At 44.2% G+C, this 25713-nt stretch carries 26 protein-coding genes; 7 read left to right on the top strand and 19 right to left on the bottom strand.

Features of this window, described 5'->3' with window-relative positions; all coding sequences use genetic code 11:
- Positions 1-17: 17 nt before the first annotated feature.
- From ABHN01_RS21680 to ABHN01_RS21670, 3 genes are read left to right on the top strand one after another with little or no spacing between them, the layout of a single operon-like run.
- The gene (locus ABHN01_RS21680; protein ID WP_429877245.1) at positions 18-650 is read left to right on the top strand and encodes a GNAT family N-acetyltransferase; all 633 of its coding nucleotides are present in this window, start codon (positions 18-20) and stop codon (positions 648-650) included.
- A gap of 21 nt (positions 651-671) precedes the next feature.
- Positions 672-1319: an acetoin utilization AcuB family protein gene (locus ABHN01_RS21675; protein WP_429877244.1), complete on the top strand. Its 648-nt coding sequence runs from the start codon at positions 672-674 to the stop codon at positions 1317-1319.
- On the top strand, positions 1316-2476 hold the full coding sequence (locus ABHN01_RS21670) for an acetoin utilization protein AcuC (protein WP_429877243.1): 1161 nt from the start codon (positions 1316-1318) through the stop codon (positions 2474-2476). The genes ABHN01_RS21675 and ABHN01_RS21670 overlap by 4 nt, the downstream gene beginning before the upstream one ends.
- A 28-nt stretch (positions 2477-2504) precedes the next feature.
- On the opposite strand, the gene ABHN01_RS21665 is transcribed toward ABHN01_RS21670, so the two are convergent.
- The 7 genes from ABHN01_RS21665 to ABHN01_RS21635 form a co-directional block, all read right to left on the bottom strand.
- On the bottom strand, positions 2505-3212 hold the full coding sequence (locus ABHN01_RS21665) for a 5'-methylthioadenosine/adenosylhomocysteine nucleosidase (RefSeq protein ID WP_429877242.1): 708 nt from the start codon (positions 3210-3212) through the stop codon (positions 2505-2507).
- Positions 3213-3362: 150 nt separating this feature from the next.
- Positions 3363-4373: a catabolite control protein A gene (gene ccpA, locus ABHN01_RS21660; protein ID WP_429877241.1), complete on the bottom strand. Its 1011-nt coding sequence runs from the start codon at positions 4371-4373 to the stop codon at positions 3363-3365.
- A 222-nt stretch (positions 4374-4595) separates the two neighbouring features.
- Positions 4596-6500 (bottom strand): LTA synthase family protein, encoded by a 1905-nt coding sequence (locus tag ABHN01_RS21655; RefSeq protein WP_429877240.1) that lies wholly within the window; start codon positions 6498-6500, stop codon positions 4596-4598.
- A 289-nt stretch (positions 6501-6789) separates the two neighbouring features.
- Positions 6790-7851 (bottom strand): bifunctional 3-deoxy-7-phosphoheptulonate synthase/chorismate mutase, encoded by a 1062-nt coding sequence (locus ABHN01_RS21650; RefSeq protein WP_429877239.1) that lies wholly within the window; start codon positions 7849-7851, stop codon positions 6790-6792.
- Between the two features lie 130 nt (positions 7852-7981).
- The gene (ytxJ, locus tag ABHN01_RS21645) at positions 7982-8308 is read right to left on the bottom strand and encodes a bacillithiol system redox-active protein YtxJ (RefSeq protein ID WP_429877238.1); all 327 of its coding nucleotides are present in this window, start codon (positions 8306-8308) and stop codon (positions 7982-7984) included.
- Positions 8309-8450: 142 nt separating this feature from the next.
- The gene (locus tag ABHN01_RS21640; RefSeq protein ID WP_290398679.1) at positions 8451-8867 is read right to left on the bottom strand and encodes a YtxH domain-containing protein; all 417 of its coding nucleotides are present in this window, start codon (positions 8865-8867) and stop codon (positions 8451-8453) included.
- Positions 8868-8878: 11 nt separating this feature from the next.
- Entirely contained in the window at positions 8879-9325 is a 447-nt protein-coding gene (locus ABHN01_RS21635; protein ID WP_290398678.1) for a DUF948 domain-containing protein, read from the bottom strand.
- A 191-nt stretch (positions 9326-9516) separates the two neighbouring features.
- On the opposite strand from ABHN01_RS21635, the gene ABHN01_RS21630 reads away from it, so the two are divergent.
- Positions 9517-10629, top strand: a complete 1113-nt coding sequence (locus ABHN01_RS21630) for an aminopeptidase (RefSeq protein ID WP_290398677.1) — start codon at positions 9517-9519, stop codon at positions 10627-10629.
- A 231-nt stretch (positions 10630-10860) separates the two neighbouring features.
- On the opposite strand, the gene murC is transcribed toward ABHN01_RS21630, so the two are convergent.
- From murC to ABHN01_RS21595, 7 genes are all read right to left on the bottom strand, one after another.
- Positions 10861-12189, bottom strand: coding sequence for a UDP-N-acetylmuramate--L-alanine ligase (gene murC, locus ABHN01_RS21625; RefSeq protein WP_429877237.1), 1329 nt, complete (start codon positions 12187-12189; stop codon positions 10861-10863).
- Positions 12190-12483: 294 nt separating this feature from the next.
- The gene (locus ABHN01_RS21620; RefSeq protein WP_429877236.1) at positions 12484-13581 is read right to left on the bottom strand and encodes a nicotinate phosphoribosyltransferase; all 1098 of its coding nucleotides are present in this window, start codon (positions 13579-13581) and stop codon (positions 12484-12486) included.
- 224 nt (positions 13582-13805) lie between these two features.
- A complete protein-coding gene (locus tag ABHN01_RS21615; RefSeq protein WP_429877235.1) occupies positions 13806-16559 on the bottom strand; it encodes a DNA translocase FtsK in 2754 nt (917 codons plus the stop codon).
- Positions 16560-16873: 314 nt separating this feature from the next.
- Complete coding sequence (locus ABHN01_RS21610) at positions 16874-17686, bottom strand: DUF1444 domain-containing protein (protein ID WP_429877234.1); 813 nt, start codon at positions 17684-17686, stop codon at positions 16874-16876.
- Between the two features lie 107 nt (positions 17687-17793).
- Positions 17794-18210, bottom strand: coding sequence for a preQ(1) synthase (queF, locus tag ABHN01_RS21605; protein ID WP_429877233.1), 417 nt, complete (start codon positions 18208-18210; stop codon positions 17794-17796).
- A gap of 68 nt (positions 18211-18278) precedes the next feature.
- Entirely contained in the window at positions 18279-18608 is a 330-nt protein-coding gene (locus tag ABHN01_RS21600; protein ID WP_429877232.1) for a thioredoxin family protein, read from the bottom strand.
- 14 nt (positions 18609-18622) lie between these two features.
- Positions 18623-19630, bottom strand: a complete 1008-nt coding sequence (locus ABHN01_RS21595; protein WP_429877231.1) for a PTS transporter subunit IIC — start codon at positions 19628-19630, stop codon at positions 18623-18625.
- Between the two features lie 181 nt (positions 19631-19811).
- Here ABHN01_RS21595 and ABHN01_RS21590 point away from each other — a divergent pair, with 181 nt between their 5' ends.
- Genes ABHN01_RS21590 through ABHN01_RS21580 form a run of 3 tightly spaced genes read left to right on the top strand, consistent with a single transcriptional unit; the run spans position 19812 to position 21892 of the window.
- Positions 19812-20111, top strand: a complete 300-nt coding sequence (locus ABHN01_RS21590) for a hypothetical protein (protein ID WP_429877230.1) — start codon at positions 19812-19814, stop codon at positions 20109-20111.
- Complete coding sequence (locus ABHN01_RS21585; RefSeq protein WP_429877229.1) at positions 20071-20466, top strand: hypothetical protein; 396 nt, start codon at positions 20071-20073, stop codon at positions 20464-20466. Before ABHN01_RS21590 ends, ABHN01_RS21585 begins: the two co-directional genes overlap by 41 nt.
- The gene (locus ABHN01_RS21580; protein ID WP_429877228.1) at positions 20399-21892 is read left to right on the top strand and encodes a methyl-accepting chemotaxis protein; all 1494 of its coding nucleotides are present in this window, start codon (positions 20399-20401) and stop codon (positions 21890-21892) included. The genes ABHN01_RS21585 and ABHN01_RS21580 overlap by 68 nt, the downstream gene beginning before the upstream one ends.
- 38 nt (positions 21893-21930) lie before the next feature.
- Here ABHN01_RS21580 and ABHN01_RS21575 read toward each other — a convergent pair whose 3' ends face one another.
- The 5 genes from ABHN01_RS21575 to queD form a co-directional block, all read right to left on the bottom strand.
- Entirely contained in the window at positions 21931-22431 is a 501-nt protein-coding gene (locus ABHN01_RS21575; protein ID WP_429877227.1) for a DUF84 family protein, read from the bottom strand.
- A 21-nt stretch (positions 22432-22452) separates the two neighbouring features.
- Positions 22453-23517 carry a M42 family metallopeptidase gene (locus tag ABHN01_RS21570; RefSeq protein ID WP_429877226.1) on the bottom strand — a complete coding sequence of 355 codons (1065 nt, stop codon included), beginning with the start codon at positions 23515-23517 and terminating at the stop codon, positions 22453-22455.
- Positions 23518-23608: 91 nt separating this feature from the next.
- Positions 23609-24286, bottom strand: coding sequence for a 7-cyano-7-deazaguanine synthase QueC (queC, locus tag ABHN01_RS21565; protein ID WP_429877225.1), 678 nt, complete (start codon positions 24284-24286; stop codon positions 23609-23611).
- Position 24287: 1 nt separating this feature from the next.
- The gene (locus ABHN01_RS21560; RefSeq protein ID WP_429877224.1) at positions 24288-25019 is read right to left on the bottom strand and encodes a 7-carboxy-7-deazaguanine synthase QueE; all 732 of its coding nucleotides are present in this window, start codon (positions 25017-25019) and stop codon (positions 24288-24290) included.
- Positions 25003-25485 (bottom strand): 6-carboxytetrahydropterin synthase QueD, encoded by a 483-nt coding sequence (queD, locus tag ABHN01_RS21555; protein ID WP_429877223.1) that lies wholly within the window; start codon positions 25483-25485, stop codon positions 25003-25005. The genes ABHN01_RS21560 and queD overlap by 17 nt, the downstream gene beginning before the upstream one ends.
- Between the last annotated feature and the right edge of the window lie 228 nt (positions 25486-25713).

The raw sequence follows: 25713 nt of genomic DNA, 5'->3' as shown, positions 1-25713 counted from the left end.
ATTTGGGTGGTGTATAGATGAACCATAAGAAAACATACAACTGCCTTGCTATTGATACACCTTTGGGCAAGGTCATTATTGAAGGGCCGGTCTCTCCTGAACATCTGGCGGCATACGAGTTTCATGCCGGGTTAGAGGCGTTTAGGCCCCCACACCAGCAGCGCCATGCGCTCATTGAGATTGCAGGGCTTGACGAAGGAAGAATCATAATCGCAAGAAACAAAGAAACAATCATCGGTTATGTGACCTATGTCTATCCGGATCCTATGGAAAGATGGTCGCAAGGGAATATGGAGAACCTACTGGAGCTTGGTGCCATTGAAGTGATTTCGGATTACCGCAACTGTAAAATAGGGAAAAGCTTATTAAAAGTATCGATGATGGATAATGCGATGGAAGATTATATCATCATCACAACGGAATATTATTGGCATTGGGATCTGAAAGGTACCGGCTTGTCGGTTTGGGATTACCGAAAAGTGATGGAGAAAATGATGAATGCTGGAGGCTTGGAATATATGGCCACGGACGACCCGGAGATCAGTTCACATCCTGCCAATTGTTTAATGGTCAGGATCGGTAAGAGAATCACAATGGATTCTGTACAGCGGTTCGATCAAATTCGCTTTCAGAACCGCTTCATGTATTAATCGCAGAAAGGGGAAATCTCAATGATTGTTCAGGACATGATGAATAAACAGGCTGTAACAGCCATGCCCCAAACTACAGTCAAGGAAGCTCTTCTTCTTCTAAAAACTCATCGCATCCGCCACTTGCCGATTATTGACGAGGAGGGAACGCTTGTCGGCATCATTTCTGACCGTGATCTAAGAGACGCCAGCCCGTCCATTTTTGCCGCCTCAGATCATCCTGAAGAGTTACGGCGACCGGTATCAGAAATTATGAAAACAGATGTCATTACCGCCCATTCGCTTGATTTTGCAGAAGACCTTCTCGGTGTTTTTTACGAGCATCAGATCGGCTGTATTCCAGTCCTGGAAAAGAAAAAGCTGGTCGGGGTCATCACAGAGCGGGACATGCTGTACACACTTATCCAACTGACCGGCGCCCATCAGCCCAGCTCTCATCTTGAAGTTAAGGTAGAAAATGTCGCAGGCAAACTGGCGGATATTGCTTCTCTGATCAAAAATTTCAAGATTAACATCAACAGTGTTCTCGTCTATCCGGACAAAAAGGAAGACAACCAAAAGATTCTGGTGTTCCGGATCGGGACGATGAATCCGTACCGTATCGCTTCTGAACTAAGGCAGAATGGTTATGATGTCATTTGGCCGCAGGAACCGGACGTGGAAAAATGAAGAAACCTGTATTTATCTATTCCGAGGACATGCTTCGCTATAAGTTCAGTGAAGACCATCCCTTTAACCAGCTGCGTGTCCAATTAACATTTGATCTCCTGCGCTCTTCGGGGTCCTTGGAGGATAGCCGGATTGTAAGGCCGAGGATGGCTTCTGACGAAGAAATTGGCCTCATACACGACAAAGCGTATATTGAAGCAGTTAAAAAGGCTGGACAAGGAACACTGAATGCTGTATCCGCCCAGAATTACGGCCTGGGAACAGAGGACACGCCTATTTTTTCCGGTATGCATGAAGCAAGTGCACTCATCGTAGGAGCAACCTTGACTGCTGCAGATATGGTAATGGAGGGCCATGCGTCTTACGGTTTTAACCCCAGCGGCGGCCTTCATCATGGATTCCGTGGGAAAGCTTCCGGATTTTGTGTATATAATGACAGCGCGGTAGCCATCGCTTACCTGAAAAAAAAATATGGTGTAAAAGTATTGTATGTGGATACCGATGCGCATCACGGTGATGGTGTTCAATGGGCATTCTATGAAGACCCGGATGCCTGTACGCTTTCCATTCATGAAACAGGACGATACTTGTTTCCCGGAACCGGAAATGTAACAGAAAAAGGCCAGAGCGATGGTTACGGCTATTCTTTTAATTTACCGGTAGATGCCTTTACAGAAGATGAATCGTGGCTGAGCCTCTACGAAACGGCACTGAATGAAGTGGCGGCATTCTTTAAACCGGATGTAATCCTCACACAGAACGGTTCAGATGCTCATTACCTCGATCCGCTGACACACCTTTCTGTCACGATGAAGTCGTTCCACGCCATACCGAGAATCGCGAAAAAAATGGCAGACCGATACTGCGAAGGAAGATGGATTGCAACTGGAGGCGGAGGCTATGACATCTGGCGTGTCGTTCCTCGCGCTTGGTCAGAAATTTGGCTGGCTATGAACAATATTGACTTAACAGGATCATTACCGATGGAATGGGTGGAAAAGTGGCAAAAACTTGCGCCTGTTACACTCCCTCTTACATGGGAGGACAGGAACAACCTGTATAAACCGATTCCTCGAAAACAGGAGATCACAGAAAAAAATGCGCTTACTCTTTCAAAAGCGCTCCATCATATCCGAGACTATACTAAAAAGACCTGATGGCATGATTCCATCAGGTCTTTCCTTTTCAACACTGGATTGTCTTCAGCATTTCTTCAATGATTGAAGATGACCGTTCGGCCGCGAGCTTGGTAAATTCTGTGAAGTTCACAGTCGCTTCTCCGTTGGCTTTGTCGGAAATCGAGCGGATGACCACGAATGGAACATCGTTTAAAAAGGCGGTTTGAGCCACAGCTGAACCTTCCATTTCAATGCATGCGCCGTCAAACTGCTGAAAATATTTTTCAACGGTCTCTCGGCTGGCAATGAACTGATCTCCGCTTAAAATCCTTCCTTTGCGAACATGAATGCCGGGTATTTTTGCGGCTGCCTGTTCGGCGAGCTTCACAAGGCTTGGACAAGCTGCAAAATCCGAATCATAATCGAACATCGGTATCGTTCCCTGCGGAAAATGCGGTCCAAGAGCCGATGCGTCCATATCATGCTGCAGTGCGCTGGTGGAAATGACAATATCCCCAATCTCAAGTGCAGGATGAAGGGCTCCTGCAACACCTGTAAAGAAAATATGGGTTACTTTAAAGCGGTCAATCAAAACTTGTGTGGTAATCGCAGCATTTACTTTGCCGACACCTGATTTACAAAGGACTACTTCTTTAATCCCATATGTTCCTTCATAGTATTTACCTTTGGCATGAACGCTTTCCCCATAGATATCAAGAGCTTGTTTCATGTAATGAATTTCTTCATCCATAGCCCCAATAATGCCGATTCTCAAATCTTCTCCCACCCTTTTGTCTTGTCTTGTTAAAGCCTACTCGGCCGGCTGAACTTCCGAAAAAAATGAAGCACCTGAAGAAGGAGACGGGAAGAATCTTGCTTGTACCCTATTGTTCTTCAGAGGCGCTTCGATCACACCGATCATTCTTTATTGATCGTTGTTCTTGGTTGTGCTGCGGAATTGAATACGGTGAGGAAGAACGACAGTGTTCTCTTCCACTTTTTCTTTGTTCATCAATTTTGTCAGCAGACGCATTGCGACAGCACCGATATCATACATCGGCTGTACGACCGTTGAAAGCGTCGGTCTGACCATCGTTGCCAGCCTTGTATTGTCAAACCCGATGACTTCAAGGTCTCCTGGCACGGTCAACCCTTTATCCTGTGCCCCGTGAATAACTCCGAGTGCCATCTCATCTGTGCCGACAAAAATCGCCGTAGGCATATTTCCGCTCTCAAGGAACGTTTCGACCGCTTCAATTCCGGAATCGTAAGTATAGTCACCAACAAATATCTGCTTCTCATCCACCTTTTTCCCTGCATCCTCCATGGCCTTGCGGAATCCGGTGAACTTATGATAGCCGTTGATCGGATCTTCCAATGGCCCCGTCACCATCGCTACAGACTCGTGTCCGGATTTTAGGAGATGTTCAACTGCATCATAGACTGCTTGCTGATAATCGATATTTACTGAAGGAATCTCTTCGTTCATATCCACCGTCGCTGCCATAACAATCGGCACCGGGGATTTTTTGAATTCTTCCACATGCTCTTCTGTAATTTTTCCGCCCATGAAAACAATCCCATCCACTTGCTTCCCAAGCAATGTATTCAGCAGATGAATCTCTTTCTCTTTGTTCTGATCAGAGTTACATAAGATGATATTGTATTTATACATCGTAGCAATATCCTCAATTCCCCTTGCCAGCTCTGCAAAAAAGATGCTTGCAATATCAGGAATGATGACTCCTACTGTTGTCGTCTTTTTGCTGGCCAATCCTCTGGCTACCGCATTCGGCCTGTATCCGAGGCGCTCAATCGCTTCCAGCACCTTTTTTCTCGTAGATGGTTTTACATTAGGGTTTCCATTTACTACACGTGAGACGGTTGCCATTGAAACACCCGCCTCACGGGCTACATCATAAATTGTTGTATTCAATTTGATAATCCTCCTTTAATTCCACAATCCAGACAGGTTATGTAATGTTATTGATATCATACAGTAAAGGACTGCAGTTAGGCAACGAAAAGCAGTGCCACCACTGTAATCTCGCGGGAAAAAGTGAACTTTTTACAAATTCTTATGCATAGTTTTCACCATTCCCAGCAAGTACATACAAAACAGCAAAAACCGGCTGAAATCAGCCGGTTTTAATTGCTGTTATTTTGTATCGTGTGGTTGAACTATTTTTCCATCCTTAAAGAACCGGAGCAGGTCTCCATACACTACTTTATCGGAAAGATTAAGGTCTTTTTCAGCCTTTTCTTTTACAGGATTACATAACTTATTCGCCACTTCTTGTCCGTCGGTCTGACTGTAGCATTTTTCTTTTTCTCCGGCATAAACGTAATCTTTCGTAATCGCACTTCCATCCCGTTGAACGGTGAAGTCGTCTCGCTCAGGAGAGAACAGATCAGAGCCGAACTGAATATCACCTTTTGTTTCTTTACCCAGGAGATGCAGAATGGTCGGTTTCAAATCAATCTCTCCGCCAATCGTGTGCATGGTTTTACCTTTTTGCCCAGGTACGTGAATAAACAATGGTGTTTTTTGAAGCTGAAGATGCTCATATGGAGTAACTTCTTTTCCCAAAATTTTGCTCATTGCTTTGTTATGGTTTTCTGAAATGCCATAATGGTCCCCATACAGGATGACCACAGAATTATCATACAATCCAGATTGCTTCAGCTGCTGAAAGAACTGTTTCAATGCCTCATCCTGATAACGTGCCGTAACAAAGTAATTATCCACTGTAGGGTCACCGGTGTCAGCCGGCTGGATGCTCTTCTCCTGTTCATTATTCAAAATGAACGGATGATGGTTTGTCAGTGTGATAAATTTACTGTAAAACGGCTGTTTGAGGTTTTCAAGCATCGGCATGGATTGCTTGAAGAACTCTTTATCTTTTAAGCCATAGTTGACAGAGTTCTGGTCAGTCACATGGTAATAAGGCTTAGAATAAAACTTATTGTATCCTAAAGTATCATACATGATATCCCGGTTCCAGAAGCTTTTATTGTTAGCATGGAACACAACCGGATTGTAGCCGTTTTCCTTTACAATCTCTGGGGTGGCATGATACTTGTTCTGAGCTTTTGTTGAATAAACTGAACCGCCTGGCAGTCCATATAACGAGTTATCGATCAAAAACTCCGCATCGGACGTCTTTCCTTGTCCTGTATTATGGTAGAAGTTATCGAAGTAATAACTGTTTTTCGTTAAATCGTTCAAGAACGGTGTCACTTCCTGTCCATGAATCTTTTTGTTGATCAGGAAGTTCTGTGTGGATTCCATCGACACAAGGATGACGTTCTTTCCTTTTGCCTCACCGAACATTTTATCATCCGGTTTTTTGTACTCCGAATCCACATAGTTTTTTACGTCTGATAAGTCGCTGCTGTCGGCTAACGCCCTTTGTGTCGATGATTTTGTGCTTAATACCGCATCATAAACATGGTAGTTGTAGATTCCCATCAATTTTACGAGGATCGCACGGTCAAACGTTCTTGTTAATAATTCGGGGCGCTGAATTTCTGCCATTCCAATATTCGCCAGAAAAACGGTTAATGCCGAAACAAATACAAGCCCAATGGTTTTCTTTTTAATCTTTTCAACAGGCTTAACTTTATTAAATAATACGATGGTCAATAACAGTAGAAAGTCCAAGAAATATAAAATATCCAACGGGTGCATTAAGCTTTTTGCACTTCCGCCCAAATCACCAAAGTTTTTAAATTGAAACAGTACCGGAATGGTAATGAAATCATCAAAAAAACGATGGTAGACAATATTGGCATATAAAATAAAAGACATGATAAAATGTATCGTTAACAATGCCTTATTTCGGCTCTTCACGGGTGCGAATAAACCTAAACCCAGGAAGAACAGCGCCGAGCTCAGTGGAGTAATCACTAAGATCATCTGCTGCATAACATTCTCGAGATCAAGGTTCAAACTAAAACGAAAAGCTAAGTAAGATTTAATCCATAGAAGTGTAACGGCTAGCAGGAAAAAATACAATGATTTTTGAGTTGTTGTTTCTGTGTTCTGTTCAAAGTTGTTCATCGGTTTCCCTCCTCTAAAAGGTAAGGACATTGCTACAAATTGACCAATTTGCAGTCACTTTTTGTTTACCCCACCCATTATACGCACTTAAAAGAGGATGTAAAAAAACCTGTATCTTGATTATGAGGCAAATATAGTTTCTTATGAGGATGGCACATGCCAGACTGGGATGATTCTTTAAATTCCTTTAATATGCTCCATTATGCTAGGTAACTGCTGTTTTTCTTTTCCTTAATATTCATGGCCAGCCATATTCATGAAAAAACCCTCCGGGATGGAGGGTTATGAACTAGGCGTAAGCTCTCACTTTATTATATAAACCGCTTGCGGTTAAATCGTAAACAAAACGTTCAAACTCCTGAGGATTCATCTGCTGTGCCGAATCGGATAACGCTTGCCCGGGATGAGGATGCACCTCCGCCATAATTCCGTCCGCACCGACCGCTAATGCCGCTTTTGCAGCAGGAACAAGCAGATCCTTCCTTCCAGTCGAATGAGTAACATCCACAAAGACAGGGAGATGCGTTTCCTGCTTCAAGATGGGAACAGCGGTGATATCCAGCGTATTTCTCGTTGCTTTCTCATACGTTCTTATACCGCGCTCGCATAATATGATCTGATCATTGCCGCTTGCCAGGATATACTCCGCGCTATGCATAAATTCCTCGATGGTAGCAGCCAGCCCCCTCTTTAAAAGAACCGGCTTTGAGAGTTTCCCCGCTTCTTTCAGGAGCTCAAAGTTTTGCATATTTCTTGCCCCGATTTGAATGATATCTAAAAACTTTTCGGCAGCTTCCATGTCTCTTGGATCAACGATTTCACTGATCACAGCGAGTCCGTATTTTTCACCCGCCTGACGCAGCAGCTTAAGGCCTTCTAGTCCGAGCCCTTGAAAATCATAGGGTGACGTTCTTGGCTTAAAAGCTCCGCCGCGCATAAATGTCAATCCCTGTGCTTTAACCGCTCTTGCCGCATCATCGAGCTGCTTTTCACTTTCCACTGCGCACGGTCCTGCGATCAGATGGGGAATCCCATCTCCAATCTTTTCTTCCTTAATGGTAAGCACCGTGTTTTCAGGATGTCTTTTCCTTGATACGAGCAGATGACGGTCATTCTGCCGTTCAGGATTCTTCCCGGCATCTTCGAGTACTTTAACAAGGTTTAGCATAACGTTTTTATGCAAATGCCCGGTTTTATAGTGCTTGACCTTGTCACGCAATGCGAATGTACTTTCCACCCTTAAGGCTCCGTTCTTTTGCAGCAATGCCTCCCGCTGATTTAACAGTTCAAGCAGCTGTGTATCCAGACCTTCCAACCGGTCTCTTAGCTCGTCTAACTTTTCTGTGCTCATGCTTACCTCTCCTATGCTCTGTTTTTAAAACATATTCATTATAGTTGAAAGAAACAGGGGCTGTCACCTGTAAAAACAAAAAAACCCCATACTGACCGTACCAGGGGACGGGCAAAAGGGGCGATGCACATTATTGATTTAGATGTTCCTCCAGCGCAGAGCGGGTGATCGACCAATGCGAGTCATTCCATTTCACCTCTCCATTTTCAAAAAGCAGAACTTGGGGGGATTCGTGTTTGATTCCATAAGTCTCTGCAATCTGATTGGAAAGCGGCCGTGCTTCCTGAACGTTTAAGTAATAGACGTTTTCACTTTGTTCTTCTGCAAATTTTCTGTACTCTTCAAAAGCAGCATGGCTGATAGGGCATGTTGTACTGTTCTTCAATACGAAAACTTTCCTGCTTTCGTTGATCGCCTTTTTAAACGCTTCCGAATCTGAAATCTTGGTTAGTGGCATAGTATTTCCTCCTTTTTATGAAACGCGCCAGGTCGGAAATCTTCCGGGTTTCGGCGCTTGTAAGTGCAGACGGCATTAATGCTAAAATAAAAGCGGAGAAGATGTCTTCTCCGCTTATCATTTCATATTTATTTGGATTGTATCAATATTTGTGCTCAACGAGCTCTTCTTCTGGCTGGCGATTAGCTTCAGCTTCGACTTGGCTCGTAATTTCTCCATACGCATCAGCGCTCTCGTCTGCTACCTCTTTCCCTTTATTTCTCCAATTATCAAGGTCGCGGCGGATGCTGGTCGTTAATTCCTTCACCTTGCCAGCTACTTGATTAGACTGTTCGGATACCGTTCTGGCAATATTGGATGATTTATCTTTCGCCATCGCGGACCATTCACTGCCCTTATCCTTAATCGTACCTGCTTGCTCGTTGATGTCGCTTCTTAATTCCTTACCGCTTTTAGGAGCCATCAATAGTGCAGAAGCAGCACCCACAATTCCTCCGACAAGAGCACCAATAATAAAATCTTTACTGTTAATGTTTTGGTTATTGTTTTCGTTACTCATGATTCTCCTCCTTATTGGTATTGTTTTCTTCGGGAAGATTCCAAGCTTGATTTTCTAATCTTCCATTTTTCCCAAAGGTTGATTGCAACGTTACCCCATTGAACCGCCTGGGAAATATTCTCAGACTGCCGCTCGGCTCCAGTAGAAATCTTTTCTGTTACTTTGCGGACAGATTGATTCACATTATGAATAGAGCTCCCTAAGTCCTGTACGGCAGAAAACACAGTGTTCAAGGAGTCTGCTTTGGTTTGGACATCTTCAGCAAGTTTGTTCGTTTTGTGAAGAAGCTGAGCCGTCTCGGAAGTCACTCCATTTAATTGGGTTTCAAATCCATCTAATGTTTTCGCTACGTTATCGAGTGTTCCCTGCAAAGATTTTAATGTACGGGCTAAGAAAAACACGAGGACAACAAATGCGAGGGCAATGACTGCTACGCTAATTGGGATAAGTACGTTCATGTTTCCACGACACCTCCAGATATGATTGGTTTTAAAATTACCCTGTGCCCATAAAATTAAACATGTATCCTACTATTCTATATTATTTACGGATTTCCTTCTAGAATCGGGGTTCGAACATTACAAATTGTTTAAATTGAGTTAAAATAGATACGTTAGGCCTATCACCATAATTTGAGGGGGAAATTTCTTTGAAAGATCCACGCATTCAACAATTAGCCAAAAACCTGATTACATACTCCGTTAATCTCCAAAAAGGAGAAAAGGTTCTGATTGAAAACTTCGGCTTTCAAAAAGAGCTTGTCAACGCACTTGTGCAAGAAGCCTACGCAGCAGGCGGATATCCGTTCGTCCTGTTAAAAGACCATTCTGTTATGCGCCAGCAATATATGGAAGCATCTGAAGAGCAGATGAAGCTGATTGCTAAGCATGAGGGAGATCTCATGTCGCAAATGGACGCGTACATCGGACTTCGTTCAGGAGACAATATTAATGAGCTATCGGATGTGCCTTCTGAAAAAATGGCGCTTTATGAAAAAACGATCTTCGCTATGCACCGTGAAATTCGTATTAAGAAAACAAAATGGGTCGTTCTTCGTTATCCGAATGCCTCCATGGCGCAGCTTGCCAGCATGAGCACTGATGCCTTTGAGGATTTCTACTTCCAAGTGTGCAACCTCGATTACGGGAAAATGAACGAAGCGATGAAATCTCTCGAGGACCTTATGAACAGAACCGACAAAGTTCAGCTTAAAGGGCCTGGAACAGACCTCACTTTCTCCATCAAAGACATCCCGGCGATCCGCTGTGCAGGGGCCAACAATATACCGGATGGGGAAGTATTCACTGCACCAGTACGCGACTCTGTTAATGGAACCCTTACATATAACACTCCTTCACCTTACCAAGGATATACGTTTGAAAATGTATCCCTTACGTTCGAGAACGGAAAAATCGTGAACGCTACAGCAAACGATTCAGAACGAATCAACAAGATTTTTGATACAGATGAAGGTTCACGTTATATCGGAGAATTCGCCATCGGTGTGAATCCTTTCATCCAGCATCCAATGAAAGATATTCTGTTTGATGAGAAGATTGACGGAAGCTTCCATTTCACACCAGGACAAGCGTATGAAGAAGCTTACAACGGCAACGACTCCAATATCCACTGGGATATGGTTATGATTCAGCGCCCTGATTACGGCGGCGGAGAAATTTATTTTGATGATGTATTAATCCGCAAAGACGGACGTTTTGTTCTCCCAGAGCTTGAAGTCCTTAACCCTGAGAATTTAAAATAGATCCTGTAAAAAGCGCCGGCTGATCGAACTCCGGCGCTTTTTCATACTGTGTTTACTAAAAATAATATTGGTATTCGTCATATTAGACCACGCATCCCTGACGGAAAGAGACCCTCAAGTTCTTTTCCCAACGGCGGTTCAACAACACCCCGCCAAAATCACAGATCATTGCCCTAAAAGAGCTTATGTATAGGAAAAAAAAGGACTCTTCCCGAGTCCCCTTTTTCATCGTTATCCAATTCGTGTGGTCTTCCCTTTATTGCCTTCAGCTTCCTGTTCATAGGACTTTTGGAACTTTTGAATATCCCCTGCTCCCATAAACAATAAAATGCCGTCCGTATGCTGTTCAAGAATACCTACTTTATTCTCAGTCAGAAGCTGTGCGTTCGGAATCAAGTCCTGCAGATCCTTAATTGTGAGTGTACCTGCATTTTCACGAGCGGATCCGAAAATATCACACAAATAAACATAATCGGCTTTGCTTAAGCTCTCACCGAATTCCTGAAGAAATGTTTTCGTTCTCGTAAACGTGTGAGGCTGAAAAATCGCCACAACATCACGGTCTTTGTACTTATATTTAGTCGCTTCAATCGTCGCACTGATTTCTGTTGGGTGATGAGCATAGTCATCAATTAAGACTTGATGTCCAAACGGTTTTTCAGAATAACGGCGTTTTACGCCGCCGAAGGTTTTCAGACGGTCAGCAATAATCTCTACGGGTACATCCTCATAGTGGCACAGTGCAATAACCGCAAGTGCGTTAAGAATGTTGTGGTTTCCGTATCCCGTGATCGTAAACGTGTGATAGAACGTATTACGTACAAATACATCAAATGTTGTACCGTTCTCGTCACGCTTAATATTGGATGCCTGAAAATCGTTATGTTCTCCAAGTCCGTAAAAGACAACAGGCACGTTCGCATGGATCTTTTGCAGATGCTGATCATCACCGCAAGCAATAATACCCTTGGTTACATTCATGGCCATCGATTGAAACGCACTTATAACATCATCGATATCCTTGAAATAATCAGGATGATCAAAGTCAATGTTCGTCATGATGCCGTAAGCCGGTTCATAGGAGAGGAAATGGCGTCGGTATTCACATGCCTCAAACACGAAATACTCGCTGTCTTCCATTCCTTTGCCTGTCCCGTCACCGATAAGGAATGAAGTCGGCTTCGCTCCGCCAAGAACGTGGGCAAGCAGGCCTGTGGTTGATGTTTTCCCGTGCGATCCAGTTACTGCTACTCCTGTATACTTCTTTACAAAGTCGCCAAGGAAGTGATGGTACCGATAGATCGGCAATCCCAGCTCTCTAGCTGCAACAAGTTCTTCATTGTCATCCGGAAATGCATTTCCGGCAATAATGGTCTGGCCTTCTTTAATATTGTTTTTATTAAAAGGAAGTATTGTAATCCCGCGCTCGTCAAGAGCCTGTTGGGTGAAGAAATACTTTTCAACGTCAGACCCCTGAACCTCATTTTTCATATCATGAAGTATTTGGGCTAAAGCACTCATTCCGGTACCTTTGATTCCCACAAAGTGATATTGTGTCATAGTGAAGACCTCCGCAATCAAAAACCTTCTCAGAACCGCCGCTTCAGGCGGCCCATTTTTCAAGGCCTATTTTCTGTCAGTATATGCCTGCTGCTATAGTAATGATAATCAATAAAGAGCTAAGCAGTAACCAACTCATTTTCTCATTATAGCAAAAAATAAAGTCTATCTCCATTACTTCTGAAGGATTGGTCAAAAGAGGTATTTGGTTACACATTCTTTCCTATTTTGCTCTCGATTTCCATATTTATATAGCCTGAAATGAGGTAAAACTCTTAGACATATCTAAGAGTTCTACTCTACCTTTTCAAGACGGGGATTCGGACGGTAGACTCGTCCCGCTTTCGCCTGATGCTTGCCATTCATCAAAACATTGTCCCCGGTAAATCCGATATTAATTTTAAGCAGATTGCTTCCCACTCCGTATATATCCACCGGTACTCCCAGCTTTTCAAATGCGGTGATGCGTTCTTCCGTAAATCCTCCGCTGACCACGATTTTAACATGCTGAAACCCTTCCTGATCAAGCGCTTTTCTCAAGGCAAAAATGAGTTCCGGGTTTACACCGCGCGGATCGAAGCTTCCTAAAACTTCAGGATTGCGGAAAAAATGCTGATCGACCATCGTTCGGGAGGTATCAATCCGAACCCCTTTTAATTCGCTGCCAAATTCTCTTGCTACTTTTAAAGAGTCAGTAATCGCATCGTTGTTGTAATCAACAAGTGCCATCAGTTCATCCTCAGGATACGTTTCATGATACGCCTTTGTCGCTTCAACGATATCTCCGCCGAACAGCTGAAGTAGAGCATGTGGCATCGTTCCCATCCCCTGCTTGCCCCACCATTCATTCATTGCATGGGTGGCCTGAGCCGTTGATCCGCCAATGTAGGCAGCATATCCGTCACCCGCCTGCTGAGCGAAGTGGTCATCGCGGTCCCCCATAAAGATCACTGGCTTCTGAACACCTGAAATACTCGCCGCTTTAACAACGTTATATACATTAGTGGCAACAGAAGTCCTTCTCGCTAAGATTCCGTCAAGCATTCCCTCGAGGAACCCAAAATTTTGGTAGGGTCCTGTTATGGTAAACGCCGTTTCAAAAGGGGAAATCTTATCTCCATCCTTCAGCGAGAAAATCTCCAGTCCATCCGCATTTTTTGCAAATGTCTTGATTAAGGCAATTGCTTCATCTGTACCGCACAGAACCGCTTCGTTTTTTTGAAAAAATTGCATCGTTACTATATTATCGGGCTTGAATTTTTTTACAATTTCACATGTTTTCAGGAAGTACACAGCCGAGAACCAGCCGTCACCTGCCCGTTCATCGAATTTGAACGTCTGATTGGTCAAGCGTTTGATCTTTCCCTGTAACTTCAATTCAATCTCTTTCATATAAACTCCTCATCACCTGGTCAAGAAATTTGCAATTTATGTTATATCATTATCTTGATTAAGCCTGCAAGACTCATACTTCCTTATAATATAGAACTACTCTTCAGAAAACAAGAGAAACTGCATCCTGAAGCAAGTAAAGAAGGCGGTTAAGGATGGAAACGAAAAAAGATGCCCGCAGTCAGCCATGCGGCTGTTCCTGGACATCTCTTTCGACTCTCCTATTATACTTCTGCCTCACTGTACATTTTGCTTTGAAATTCTTCCTGTGTCATGAGGACATTTCTGGGTTTGCTTCCCATCGCTTCTGATACAAGTCCGAAAGCTTCCATCATTTCTACAAGCCGGGCAGCACGATTGTAGCCAACCCTGAATCTTCTTTGGATGCTTGAGGATGAGGCTGCACCTACATCGAGTACATAGTAGCATGCTTCTTCAAACAGGTCGTCTTCTTGTTCAACGGCCTGATTGGACTGGATCAGTTCCTCGCGGCTGAATAAATAGTTGGTCGGATATTGTTCTTTTACAAAGGCGGTGACTCGTTCAATCTCTTCATCCGAAACAAAATTCCCCTGAATACGAACGGCTTTGCTCGAGCCGTTCTCCAGGAACAGCATATCTCCGCGGCCAAGCAGCCGCTCCGCCCCGCTCATATCTATGATCGTTCTTGAATCAATGGCAGACGATACGGCGAACGCTGCGCGAGTAGGAATGTTCGCTTTGATCAAGCCGGTAATCACGTCAACCGAAGGCCTCTGTGTTGCGAGCAGCAGATGAATGCCGCATGCTCTCGCTTTTTGGGCAATCCTGCAGATCGCTTCTTCCACGTCCTGCGGGGAGACCATCATGAGATCAGCCAGCTCATCTATCACCACGACGATGTATGGCATCTTGTTGGCATAAAGCTGTTCGCTCTTCATCTTGTCATTATATCGTTTAATGTCACGCACGCCGTTCCTCGCAAAGGCTTCGTACCGGCGCTCCATTTCATCCACTGTCCATTTCAGAGCTGTTGTTGCTTCCTTAGGGTCTGTAATGACAGGCGTAACCAGATGCGGAATAGCATTATAAGGAGCAAGTTCTACCATTTTCGGGTCAACGAGAAGTAGGCGAACATCTTCTGGTGAAGCTTTATACATTAATGAAACCAATATAGAGTTGATGCATACACTCTTACCTGAACCCGTTGCTCCCGCAATGAGTCCGTGAGGCATTTTTTGCAGATCAGTCACGATCGGTGAACCCGATAAATCGAGTCCCAGTGCTACAGTCAGCGGCGAAGAACTGCCTCGGAATTCCTCACTCTCCAGGATTTCTCGCAAGTACACCGCCTGGCTTCTGCGGTTAGGCACCTCGATTCCAATCGTGTTCTTACCGGGAATTGGTGCCTCGATTCGAATATCCTTAGCGGACAGGCTTAACTTAATGTCGTCGCTCAGATTAGTAATTTTGTTCACTTTAACACCAGGCGCTGGCTGTACTTCCAATCTTGTGACAGAAGGGCCCTTCGTCATATTTACAACTCTGGCGTTGACATTAAAGTTATCCAGCGTTAATTGAAGCAGGTCCCTCTGTTCTTCCATCCAAATGCTGTCATCCTCTTCCTGAACCGGGGGATGATGCAGCAGATTCGATTGAGGGAATGAAAGTGAAGCGGGTTCTGGTGATTCCACGACTGCCTGTTCAGTTTGCACCGGCCGGCGCTTTGCCTCTTGCTGCCTTTCTGCCGACTTACGGTCTTTCTTCAGCATCAGTACATTAAAAGGTACGTATGAACCTCCAGGCTTTTTCTCTTGTGCTTTTTGCGGCAGAGGCACGTCTTTGGTTGTCTCTTCAACAATCGGTGCATAAGCCCCCTCATGCTGTTCTGTATAGGATTCCAACGGAACACTTTCAGACACCTTTTCTTCCGGTTCTGGTTTTGGATCTGTGAAAACAGCTTCATACACCGTTTCCTCTTCAGACGCAGGAAGGCTGACTTCCACTCTCTGCTCAGCCGCTTTACTTTCTGGCATGAATTCTGTGGAACTGTCCAGGTCAAGAACACGTTCAGCAGGTTCAGGCAGCTCGATGATATCCCTTTTAAATTCATCCAGCAGAAGAAGAGGTTCGTCTTTAGATCGGATATGTTCGATCGGCTGTTCCTTCCGATGTTCTTGCACGACCGTCTCCATTTCATCATGGCTTTGAAGGACAACTGGCTCTTTAATGGAACTTGATTCTTTGAGAAGCTCATCCATTAAATCTTGATCCGGAATCTTTTTCTTTTGAATCTCTGACAGCTTCCAAAGCCCGGGATTCAGAATCGTATCTGGTCTTCTTTCGCCATAGCCGTATATTGGGGATGGCACCTCTGATGGCCTGAAACTGCTCTTCGGCCGGTCATCATAAGCAGCCGGGCTGCTTTCTTCCTTCTTGCCTCTGTTGCCAAATCCGTAAATAGGTGAAGGAATCTCCGTCGGCTTAAACTGGCTTTTTGGAGGTGAACTGCTGTATCTGTTTTCTGTCGAATTCGAGTCCCCTTTTATACTCCGGCCATCACGATTGCCAAAGCCATAGATAGGGGATGGAATTTCTGAAGGCTTGAAAACCTTTGCCTTTTCTTCTTTAGATGCAGTCTCCAATTTCTCTTTTTTAGGAGGAGCCTCTTTCTTTTGGTCATTTGGAGAATGATAGGTTTCTTTCGCATCTCTATGATCAGGCGCCTTTAAATAGCCAGGATTTTTCATTCTGGCTGAACGGTGAGTACCGATCTCTTCTTCATCTGAAACGAGAGGAAAACGGAACTTTCCTTCTGACGGGTAGCGGCTCACCATCCGTGCTGCAGAATGATTTTGGCTGTTTTGAAACCGTCCTACAGACCGTTGTTGAGGAGGTACTGCTTTTTCTTCGTTATGTATTTCCGGATTTATTGTTTCTTCTGCGTCAGAAGGTTCATCATCAAACATAAACTTCATCATTTTTTTAAACCACGACATTGCCATCACCTTCTTTTTTTCTAGGTCTATCTTTTTATTGTAGCGGAAATTGTCACATTCTTTAAGAAAAAATTGCCAACAAATCCAAAAATATAAAAACCACTAGATTGCTCTAGCGGTTATGGTAAGTGGCGGGCGTTGCGGTTATTGCTTTGCCGCCCTGAATGGAAAAAAAGCCGCCAAATACTGCCTATCATTCAGCAAAATCCGGATGTTTCGCTTTTCATCGACCTATCCTATTGATAATTTTCGGCCTTGAACCTGCTTTTATGACTTTTTTAAAGCCATTTTTACCAAGAATTTCATTGAATCTCCTACTCTCCCTCTGTTTCATCGACAGGCTTGTTTTTTGCCAGGATGAAAACAGGTTCCAGCTCACCCTTTTCATATAAGAAAGGGAGTGCAGTTACGGGCACACGGCCGTTCATGAAGAACTGCATCGCCATTTGCGCCAAAATATCATACCCCTGGTTGTTGCGGACATCAGCCAAGATGAGGACGTCCTGATGAGGAACTGCAACTGCAAGTGTTCCTGTTGCTTGCTTTTCCATCCGGTCAAGCAAAGCCGAATTCAGAATCCTGCTCGCATCATAGCCGTCATTATGGTTGATAAAGTGGAATGTGTTGCCGGCAACCTCATCCTTCTTCATTTCAGTTCCCAATGAACGAACATTAAAACGCGCTATTTCCCTTAACTGTTCTCTGCTGATCTTCAAATCCTCCAGCATCTTTTCACTGATTAGACGGTACGTATTCCCCAAATCCAGGGCATAAAAAACTCTCGTCTCCGCCGTATGCTCCTCATGGATCAAAGCGTCTCCCTCCGGCGATTCTGTCGGGAATGAGGTCGATCGGATCACAGGATAGATGTTCTTTTCTTCCTTGGTTCCGGGAGCTGCATCAATCGCATTCAGCGCTTCTTCCACATGATATACGAGCTCATCCAAAAAGGCATCCTTCTTGTTTTGCCATTCAACAGCCAGCCCCGAAAGAGAAAGAGTAATTCCCTTCTGATGCTCCTTATGCTCTATTCTTAGCTGTTCTGTTTCACGGTCGTATGATAATTGCCACTCAGGGCGGTCCAGCCGCTCTTCAAGCACTTTTTTCAGCTTCAGGCTTGTACTCATGTTATCTCCCTCCAGTATGAAAGCATAAAAAACCTCCTGACCGGAGGTTTTTTGAAATAAATGTGGTGCCCTGCGCAAGTTTCTCAGTGCTGAAAACTTGCACTACATCAATCTTGTTTATATTCTACAACAACTTCTGTGCCCAATCCTCCGCGCGCATTCCATGTCGCGACAATTTTAAGGTACTTCGGTTTAAGAAGGTCAACGAGGTCTTCCTTCATTTTGTTCGTTGCATGCTCCTGATAGATTCCTACGTTTCTGTAAGAAGTAAGATAGTATTTTAATGATTTCATCTCGACAAGGTCTTCATTCGGGATATAGCTGATGATGATGTCCGCAAAGTCTGGAAGCCCGGACCAAGGACATACAGAGGTAAACTCTGTTGTCGGAATCGTTACCATTGTATCCTTTCCAACATACTCGTAAGGAATGGTCTCTAAAATATCAACCAAAATGACGCTCTCATCTTCTATATCAAAACGAATGCCTTCGTATTTCTTATGATTTACTTCTACCCTAGCCATTAATAACGCCCTTTCTTAATGTAATGCATGACGTGTAAACGTCCTCTTAAGATTTTAACACATTTCTCTTATTTGTTGGCGCTGACCGGCAAATTATTTATAAAAGCAGAGATTTGTTCCTTCGTTTTGCGTTCTTTGTCTACGTACCTTGCGACCTCTTTTCCTTCATGGAAAGCAACAAAGCTCGGGATACCAAAAATATCGAGCTCCCGGCAAAGGTCGATCAACTGGTCACGGTCAACAAAGACAAATGTATACTGGCTGAACTCCTGTTCTAGCTCCGGAAGAAACGGTTTAATGAAAACACAATCCGGGCACCAGTCTGCTGAAAAAACAGCAATCACAGTTCCCTGCTGTGTTATTTTATTGAATTCTTCGTTGCATTCTATGGTTCTCATGCATAACTCTCCTTTTATTGGTTTATTTTCATATCTCCTGGACTAATGTATCCTTTGTTTCTCATCCATTCTGAAGCTACCAGACTGATCACAATTGGTCCAGCAAAATGCAATAGAAAAATGTACAAAAACACCAGCCAGCTGAAACCCATGGTCCGAAGCGTCATGATCTGCCCCACGAGCCCGCTTGTTCCCATCCCAGCTCCTGCCGGGATGTTGACCATATGAAAGACCAATGTGCCGATTGGGGCAAGGATGATTCCGGCCAGGGTAGGCGGGATTAAAATTTTCGGATTGCGGACCACATTGGGGAACTGCAGCTTTGATGTGCCTATTCCCTGCGTAATCCAGCCTCCGATACCATTATCTCTGTAGCTGATTGTTGCAAACCCGATCATCTGCGCCGCACATCCGATCGTAGCTGCACCCGCCGCGAATCCTTCCAATCCGAGCATGATGGCGATCGCCGCACTTGAAACCGGACCGGTAAGAGCCATTCCGAGCAGCACGGCCACAAGGATACTCATAATAAACGGCCGCTGTTCGGTAGCCCACATGACAAGATGGCCAAAGCCCTTCATGAACTGTGCAATGCCGGGACCCGCAAAATAAGCCATTGTATACCCAGTGAGAATCGTAACTGCCGGAGTAATTAATATATCCACCTTTGTTTCCTTGGACACCAGTTTTCCGGCTTCGACCGCAATTAAGGCCGCTGCAAAACACCCTGCGACACTTCCAAGCTCTGCTCCTGCAGATCCTGCAACAACCGAAGCAAACAGGACCAGTGGCGGAGCTTCAAGTCCATAAGCGACTGCCGCTCCGATCGCCGGACCGAGCAAAGTCATAGCAAGGCTCCCCATTTTTATAAAAAACGGCCAGCCAGCCTGCTCGCCGACCGTTTTTAATATTAAACCGACCACCAGAGACGACATCAAACCGAGGGCAAAGTAACTGAAACCTGTTATAAAGTAAACTTTCGGCGAAAGGGAAACCCCTTTTTTTTTCAGAAAATAACGCACATCTATTCTCCTCTTTCTTTAATGACGGATTATGATACCAGACATATCCCATTTATTATACAAGAGTATTAACATCTGTAAAGACAGTTCGTGTTTCATCGGAAAATTCTCAATGCGTTCTTGTGCTTTATAAAACAATATTAAAAAGATTCCGATAGTAAGGATATAAAGGGGGCACACAATGAACATGTCTATACGCAACAGAGTAAGATTCATGCTGTTTATGAGCTTGATCGGAATGCTGATCATGATTGGATTCATGGCATGTTATGTCTGGTTTAGCGGAAGGATGGATCAAGAAAAGGAACAATTGCAGCAGAACAGCATTCAAAGCAAAGAAATCTACAGTGAACTGACAACCGTCCGCAAAAAAAGAACAAGATTACTTGCGGCTTCCTTCCACAGAAAAAGCAAAAGAGATCAACTCTTCAGTTCTTACATTGCAAAAGAAAGTAGAAAATTATGCAAAGAACGCCAATAATCGTTCATTAAAGAATGAATACAACCATATCTCAAAAAAAATTAAGCAATATGGAACTTCCTTTAATTCTACTTCTTCTATGGCCGCTCAGATCACCGGGCTCAAAGAATTGATGGCTGAAACGTCGTCAAACTTTGAAAGGAAAGTTTCCGGCATGAAGGATATTCAACTATACAATCAGTTTCTCATCATGAACAAGTATGAAAAAGAATTCTACTTGGCCTTTAACGAAGAGAATGTGGCTAAATTTCAGGAATCTGCCGGACGCCGCTCTCCCCAAAGACGATTTGGCCGATTTCAAAACCAAGCTTTTAAAGTACACTTCTTCAGCAGGCAACATCCAATCGTCCTCTAAACAAATCAATGAAATGACAGGTGAATTTGAAACGATTGCAAGCAACGTTGAAACTTCCATTTTGAAGATCGAAAAATCCAACGACCAGAAGCGAGCTGAACTGACAGATCAACAATCCGGATTAAAATCATTGCTCACCTGGTTCTTGATCAGTATTTCTGCGATCGTTATAGTGACCCGTTCAATCGCACGCTCCATTTCATTATTAAAAGAGGGCGCTACGGTTATCGGAAACGGAAACCTGGAATACAGGGTACTAACCACCTCCAATGATGAGATGGGAGAGCTCGCTGACACCTTTAACAGGATGGCCGAAAAAATGCAGCGATCCATGAGTGAAGTACAGTATGCTTCTGAACAGCTGGCTGCTTCCTCCCAGCACCTTGCCGCGATATCCCAAGAAACGACCGCACAAACAGAGGAAGTTTCCGATGCGGTTCAGCAAGTCTCCATTGGGGCACAGAGCCAGGCAGATCATCTTCATGAGAGTACCGTTCTATTATCGGAAGTGACAGACGCCATCCAGGAAACAGCTTCTATAAGTGAACAGATCGCACAAGATACTCTGCAAGCAGAGGAAGACGGTAAATCAGGAATGGAAACCGTTCAGCAGCTCGATACGCATTCCGAAAAATTCATCTCTCTCGCGAACGATCTTATCTCTGAAATACAGGATGCCAATGCACAGTCCAAACAGATCCATTCCATCGTACATACCATTCAGGAGATTGCTAGAAGCACGGATTTGCTTGCATTGAACGCTGCCATAGAGTCGGTCAGAGCGGGTGAGGCTGGCAGAGGGTTCTCTGTCGTGGCGACTGAGGTGAGAAAGCTGGCTGAACGTTCAAAAAATGAAGCTCAGCAGATCCAGCAGCTTGTTAAACGGATGGGAAGCCAGATGGATAATCTTGCACAGGAAACGTCAAGGTTTGAAGTATACAGAAACGAGCAGCTCCAATCGGTCTCGATGACAAAACATGCTTTTGAGTCCATCGGAACAAATGTCACTGCTATCCATGAAAAGATCAGCCATATTCAGAAAGCAATACATCATGTTGGCGAAGCAAATATCGGCCTTTCTGAAAAACTTCACGAAGTAAGTGCCATCTCTCAGGAATCAGTGGCTACAAGTGAACAGGTCAGTGAATCGAGCATTCACCAGAAACGGGCGATCAATGAAGTGAACATTGCAGCGAACGAGCTGCAGGAAATTGCGCTTAACCTGCAGAATGAAGTTCAGCAGTTCCATCTTGGAGAAACGGCCAAACTTGATAGAGAAGAACAACCGGTGGAGCCCGAATCCGTGGAAGAAGCTTATCAGGAAGCAGCCGCAGCTCAGCACGATGAACTTTCCCATGAGGAGCCGGAAGAGCCGGACCGGATTGGCGATGTTCACCTGAATGAAGATCTTGGACAAGTAAAATAAACAGAAAAAAGCTCCCGTTTAGGGAGCTTTTTTAGCTTCTATCTGTTTTGATAATAGTTGTATTGCCCGTAAAGCATCTTGACGATATGTTCAAACATCTCGTCCCTTGCCAGCATACCATTCGTAAAAATGCCGATGGCGCCCGCTTTTGTTCGAACATGTTTATCCGCAGTGAGGCTGGCCATGACATCTCCCAGTTCATGACCTTTTCTGACCGGTTCAGCGATTTCCTTCGGCAGGGGAATCTTTGCTCCGCTTGCCACTAAAACCTTGCCTTCCCTGTCCGCTAAAGCCCCCCAGTTGCATAAATACAAGGTTCCTTCAGCTTCAGAGACACCGCCCTCCAAACCAAACCCAAGATCAGCACCATTTGCTATGCAAGCCTTAGCCCGGTTCATTGCGCCAAGCTTCGTCTCTTCATCTGAAAACGGCTGAGGAGAAACACCTGAAGGTACATCCATCGATTGAACCGTTTCATTCAACACGTTTTCAACTGCTTTTATTTTCGCCGGATTGAACGATCCAACCGCAATTTTCATACTATTACCCTGGCTGGCCATTTAATCATTCAGGATGCTGTCCAATGTGGTTTGATCCGTGCTTTTTACGAGTTTAATGAGTAGTTCTTTGGCAGCAGCATAATCATCAATATGGACAATCGAACCGTGTGTATGAATGTAACGGGAGCAGATCCCTACAACCGCTGATGGAACCCCTTTTCCTGAAAGGTGGACGCTTCCTGCGTCAGTTCCGCCTGGGGAAACGAAATATTGATAGGGAATTTTATGGGTTTCAGCCGTATCTAATATAAACTCCCGCAGTCCTTTATGTGTGATCATCGTACGATCAAGAATGCGCAATAATGTCCCTTTTCCAAGATGGCCAAATTCATTTTCATTACCAGTCATGTCATTGGCAGGACTTGCATCCAGTGCATAGAAAATATCAGGTTCTATCAGATTAGCGGCTGTTTTAGAACCCCTTAGGCCCGCTTCTTCCTGAACGGTAGCACCAGAGTAAAGCTGGTTTGGCAGTTTGGTTCCCTTCACTTCCTTTAACAGCTCAATCGCCAGTCCAACGCCATAACGGTTATCCCATGCCTTGGCAAGAATTTTTTTAGGATTGGCCATCGGTGTGAAAGGACAAATCGGGACGACTTGCTGGCCCGGACGGATGCCGATCTTTTTAGCATCTTCCTTGTTATCGGCTCCGATATCAATATACATGTGCTTTATATCCATCGGTCTCTTCCGTTGGTCCTCTACCAGAAGATGCGGCGGTACGGAACCAATAACACCAATGACAGGTCCTTGATCTGTAATGATCTGCACCCTCTGTGCAAGGAGAACCTGGCTCCACCAGCCTCCAAGGGTTTCAAAATGAATCATACCTGCTTTTGTAATCCTTGTTACCATAAAGCCGACTTCATCCATGTGGCCGGCAACCATGACCTTTGGCCCTTCACCATGTTTGACACCAAAAATGCTGCCAAGCCCGTCTTGAATAATTTCATCGGAAAGCGGTTCGATTTCTTTTCTGACAAACTTTCTTACTTCATGCTCAAATCCGGGTGCGCCGGGCAGCTCCGTTAAAGTGCGAAATAAATCCAGCGTTTCAGTATTCATTGTTTCTCCTTTCGGAAAGCAAGTATATGTATACCCCTATTGTAACGCTGGAAACAAAAATTTTCCAATGCCACAAAAGGGATCATTCTCCTTAAAAAGATTGATAAGGAATAGGATCGGCCGCGCCGGCTTCTTCAAACCCTTTTAACCGCAGCTGGCAGCTGTCACATTCTCCGCATGCCTCTTCTTCGCCATTATAACAGGAGGTCGTCAGATGATACGGAACTTCCAGTTCAAGGCCTCTTTCGATGGTTTCTTTTTTTGTCAGATGCATTAGAGGAGCGCAGATCCTGATCTTATCCCCCGTTGTTCCTGCTTTGGTAGCAAGATTTATTGTTTCATTCATACTGCTGATAAATTCCGGACGGCAGTCAGGGTATCCGCTGTAATCAACCGCTGACACACCGATATAGACGGCTTCAGCTCCGATTACTTCCGCATACGCACTTGCTAGTGAAAGAAATATCATGTTTCTGGCGGGAACATAGGTAGCCGGAATCTCTTCATTTTCACCCTTTTCCATCGGCACTTCGATCGAGACATCTGTCAGAGCACTGCCGCCTATTTGATTTAGAAACGCAATATCGACGATGCGATGGTCGTTCACTTTGTAATGTTGTGCAACCTTTTGGGCCTGAAGCACCTCACGGCTATGCCGCTGGCCATAATTAAAGGTCAGCGGGTACAGTTCATAACCTTCATCCGCTGCAATTCCCATACAGGTTGTACTGTCCAATCCGCCACTTAATACAATAACCGCTTTTTTCATGTTATACCCCTCTCTTATCCGGATGCCAAATAATTTTATGAAGCTGCATACTGACTTTTACATCCGGCATGCGCGCCTGAAGAACTTTGTTTACAAGTTTTGCAGGCGGCATCGTTTCCCACACGGGACTGAACAATACCTGTCCTTGTTTGTGATGCATGTTGACGACAGATGCTGCGAGATCGAAATCTTCATCACTGCCGATCACAAATTTAATCTCATCCTGAGGCTCCAAGTAATCGAAGTTCTCATGAACCATGCGATCCATTTCTCCGGAAGCGGGAAGTTTATAATCCATAACAAACCTTGCTTTTTTGTTAATGCAGCGATCGTTCTCCCTTAGTACTTGAAACGGTTCAAGAGGGATCGCACCATTTGTCTCTATATGAATATCTTCTATTCTTTCAATTTCAGCCATCGCTTTAAGGAGTGCAGCAGATTTTTCCCGGTGAATCAGCGGCTCTCCGCCTGTAAAGCAAATTCGCTTAGATGAAAATGTATTGATTCTCTCGATGATTTCTTCAATCGTTGCTTCAAATTCCGGTTTAGCTGGAGCATAGCTGTAAGTTGTATCACACCACGTGCACCGAAGATTACAATGGAATACCCGTACAAAAATCGTAGGAAATCCTGCGGCCATCCCTTCTCCTTCGATGGTCTCAAAGATTTCTACCATCGGAACCTTCCATTGAGAATAGACGTCAGTTGACGGCAGGTTAAAATGATTCGTCATGTTCCATCCACTCCCTTTTTAAGGTTGCATAGCTTGTAGGTGTCTCATATAAAACGATTTCTTCCAAGCGGAACCCTTTTTCTTTCCAATGGTACTCTTTTAATTTTTTATCAAATTCTTCCCAGATCCAAACGACCATATTTTCAGCTGTTGTGTTCATGTCCGGCAGCACTTCATTTAAATAGCGATGATCCAGCCTGCTCTCGATCGCTTCTTTGTAGATCTTTTTAATGTCACCAAAATCCATCGAGATTCCCACCGGATCAACAAAGCCGCTGATCGTCAGTATCAGCTTATACGTATGGCCATGGAGGTTCTTGCATTTCCCTTCATAGCAATGCAGGTGGTGAGCAGCATCGAATGTAAATTCTTTCGTTACTGCAACTCGCTTATGATGGTACTTCAGCTTGCTTCGCTCTATATCTTCATCTATTTTTTGAACCTTCTTCGGAATTTCAAACTCCACATCATTCATCCTTCCAAGAACATGGAATACCCATAAAAAAATCCCTACACCAAAAGATGGTTCGGGAGAGAGTGAAAGATTATATAAGTTTCCACGCTCCCTAGTTTTTTTTAGCGAGGGGCGGGAATTTCGAACCCTCATTTTTATAACTGCCTATTAAGAATAGCAAATATGTCAGAAAAACTAAAGCTTTCTGTTATACTGTATGGGGAAATTACAACAGAAAAA

The organism is Fictibacillus sp. NRS-1165 (genome assembly GCF_050468105.1).
Lineage (GTDB): Bacteria > Bacillota > Bacilli > Bacillales > Fictibacillaceae > Fictibacillus_C > Fictibacillus_C terrinigri.
Note: the sequence above shows the minus strand (reverse complement) of the source record. Positions and strands in the feature narration are given on the sequence as shown.

Coding starts and splice junctions, on each gene's coding strand:
- ABHN01_RS21680 (WP_429877245.1), top strand. CDS start 18: ATGAACCATAAGAAAACATACAACTGCCTTGCTATTGATACACCTTTG.
- ABHN01_RS21675 (WP_429877244.1), top strand. CDS start 672: ATGATTGTTCAGGACATGATGAATAAACAGGCTGTAACAGCCATGCCC.
- ABHN01_RS21670 (WP_429877243.1), top strand. CDS start 1,316: ATGAAGAAACCTGTATTTATCTATTCCGAGGACATGCTTCGCTATAAG.
- ABHN01_RS21655 (WP_429877240.1), bottom strand. CDS start 6,500: ATGAACAACTTTGAACAGAACACAGAAACAACAACTCAAAAATCATTG.
- ABHN01_RS21650 (WP_429877239.1), bottom strand. CDS start 7,851: ATGAGCACAGAAAAGTTAGACGAGCTAAGAGACCGGTTGGAAGGTCTG.
- ytxJ (WP_429877238.1), bottom strand. CDS start 8,308: ATGCCACTAACCAAGATTTCAGATTCGGAAGCGTTTAAAAAGGCGATC.
- ABHN01_RS21640 (WP_290398679.1), bottom strand. CDS start 8,867: ATGAGTAACGAAAACAATAACCAAAACATTAACAGTAAAGATTTTATT.
- ABHN01_RS21635 (WP_290398678.1), bottom strand. CDS start 9,325: ATGAACGTACTTATCCCAATTAGCGTAGCAGTCATTGCCCTCGCATTT.
- murC (WP_429877237.1), bottom strand. CDS start 12,189: ATGACACAATATCACTTTGTGGGAATCAAAGGTACCGGAATGAGTGCT.
- ABHN01_RS21620 (WP_429877236.1), bottom strand. CDS start 13,581: ATGAAAGAGATTGAATTGAAGTTACAGGGAAAGATCAAACGCTTGACC.
- ABHN01_RS21615 (WP_429877235.1), bottom strand. CDS start 16,559: ATGTCGTGGTTTAAAAAAATGATGAAGTTTATGTTTGATGATGAACCT.
- ABHN01_RS21610 (WP_429877234.1), bottom strand. CDS start 17,686: ATGAGTACAAGCCTGAAGCTGAAAAAAGTGCTTGAAGAGCGGCTGGAC.
- queF (WP_429877233.1), bottom strand. CDS start 18,210: ATGGCTAGGGTAGAAGTAAATCATAAGAAATACGAAGGCATTCGTTTT.
- ABHN01_RS21600 (WP_429877232.1), bottom strand. CDS start 18,608: ATGAGAACCATAGAATGCAACGAAGAATTCAATAAAATAACACAGCAG.
- ABHN01_RS21590 (WP_429877230.1), top strand. CDS start 19,812: ATGAACATGTCTATACGCAACAGAGTAAGATTCATGCTGTTTATGAGC.
- ABHN01_RS21575 (WP_429877227.1), bottom strand. CDS start 22,431: ATGAAAATTGCGGTTGGATCGTTCAATCCGGCGAAAATAAAAGCAGTT.
- ABHN01_RS21570 (WP_429877226.1), bottom strand. CDS start 23,517: ATGAATACTGAAACGCTGGATTTATTTCGCACTTTAACGGAGCTGCCC.
- queC (WP_429877225.1), bottom strand. CDS start 24,286: ATGAAAAAAGCGGTTATTGTATTAAGTGGCGGATTGGACAGTACAACC.
- ABHN01_RS21560 (WP_429877224.1), bottom strand. CDS start 25,019: ATGACGAATCATTTTAACCTGCCGTCAACTGACGTCTATTCTCAATGG.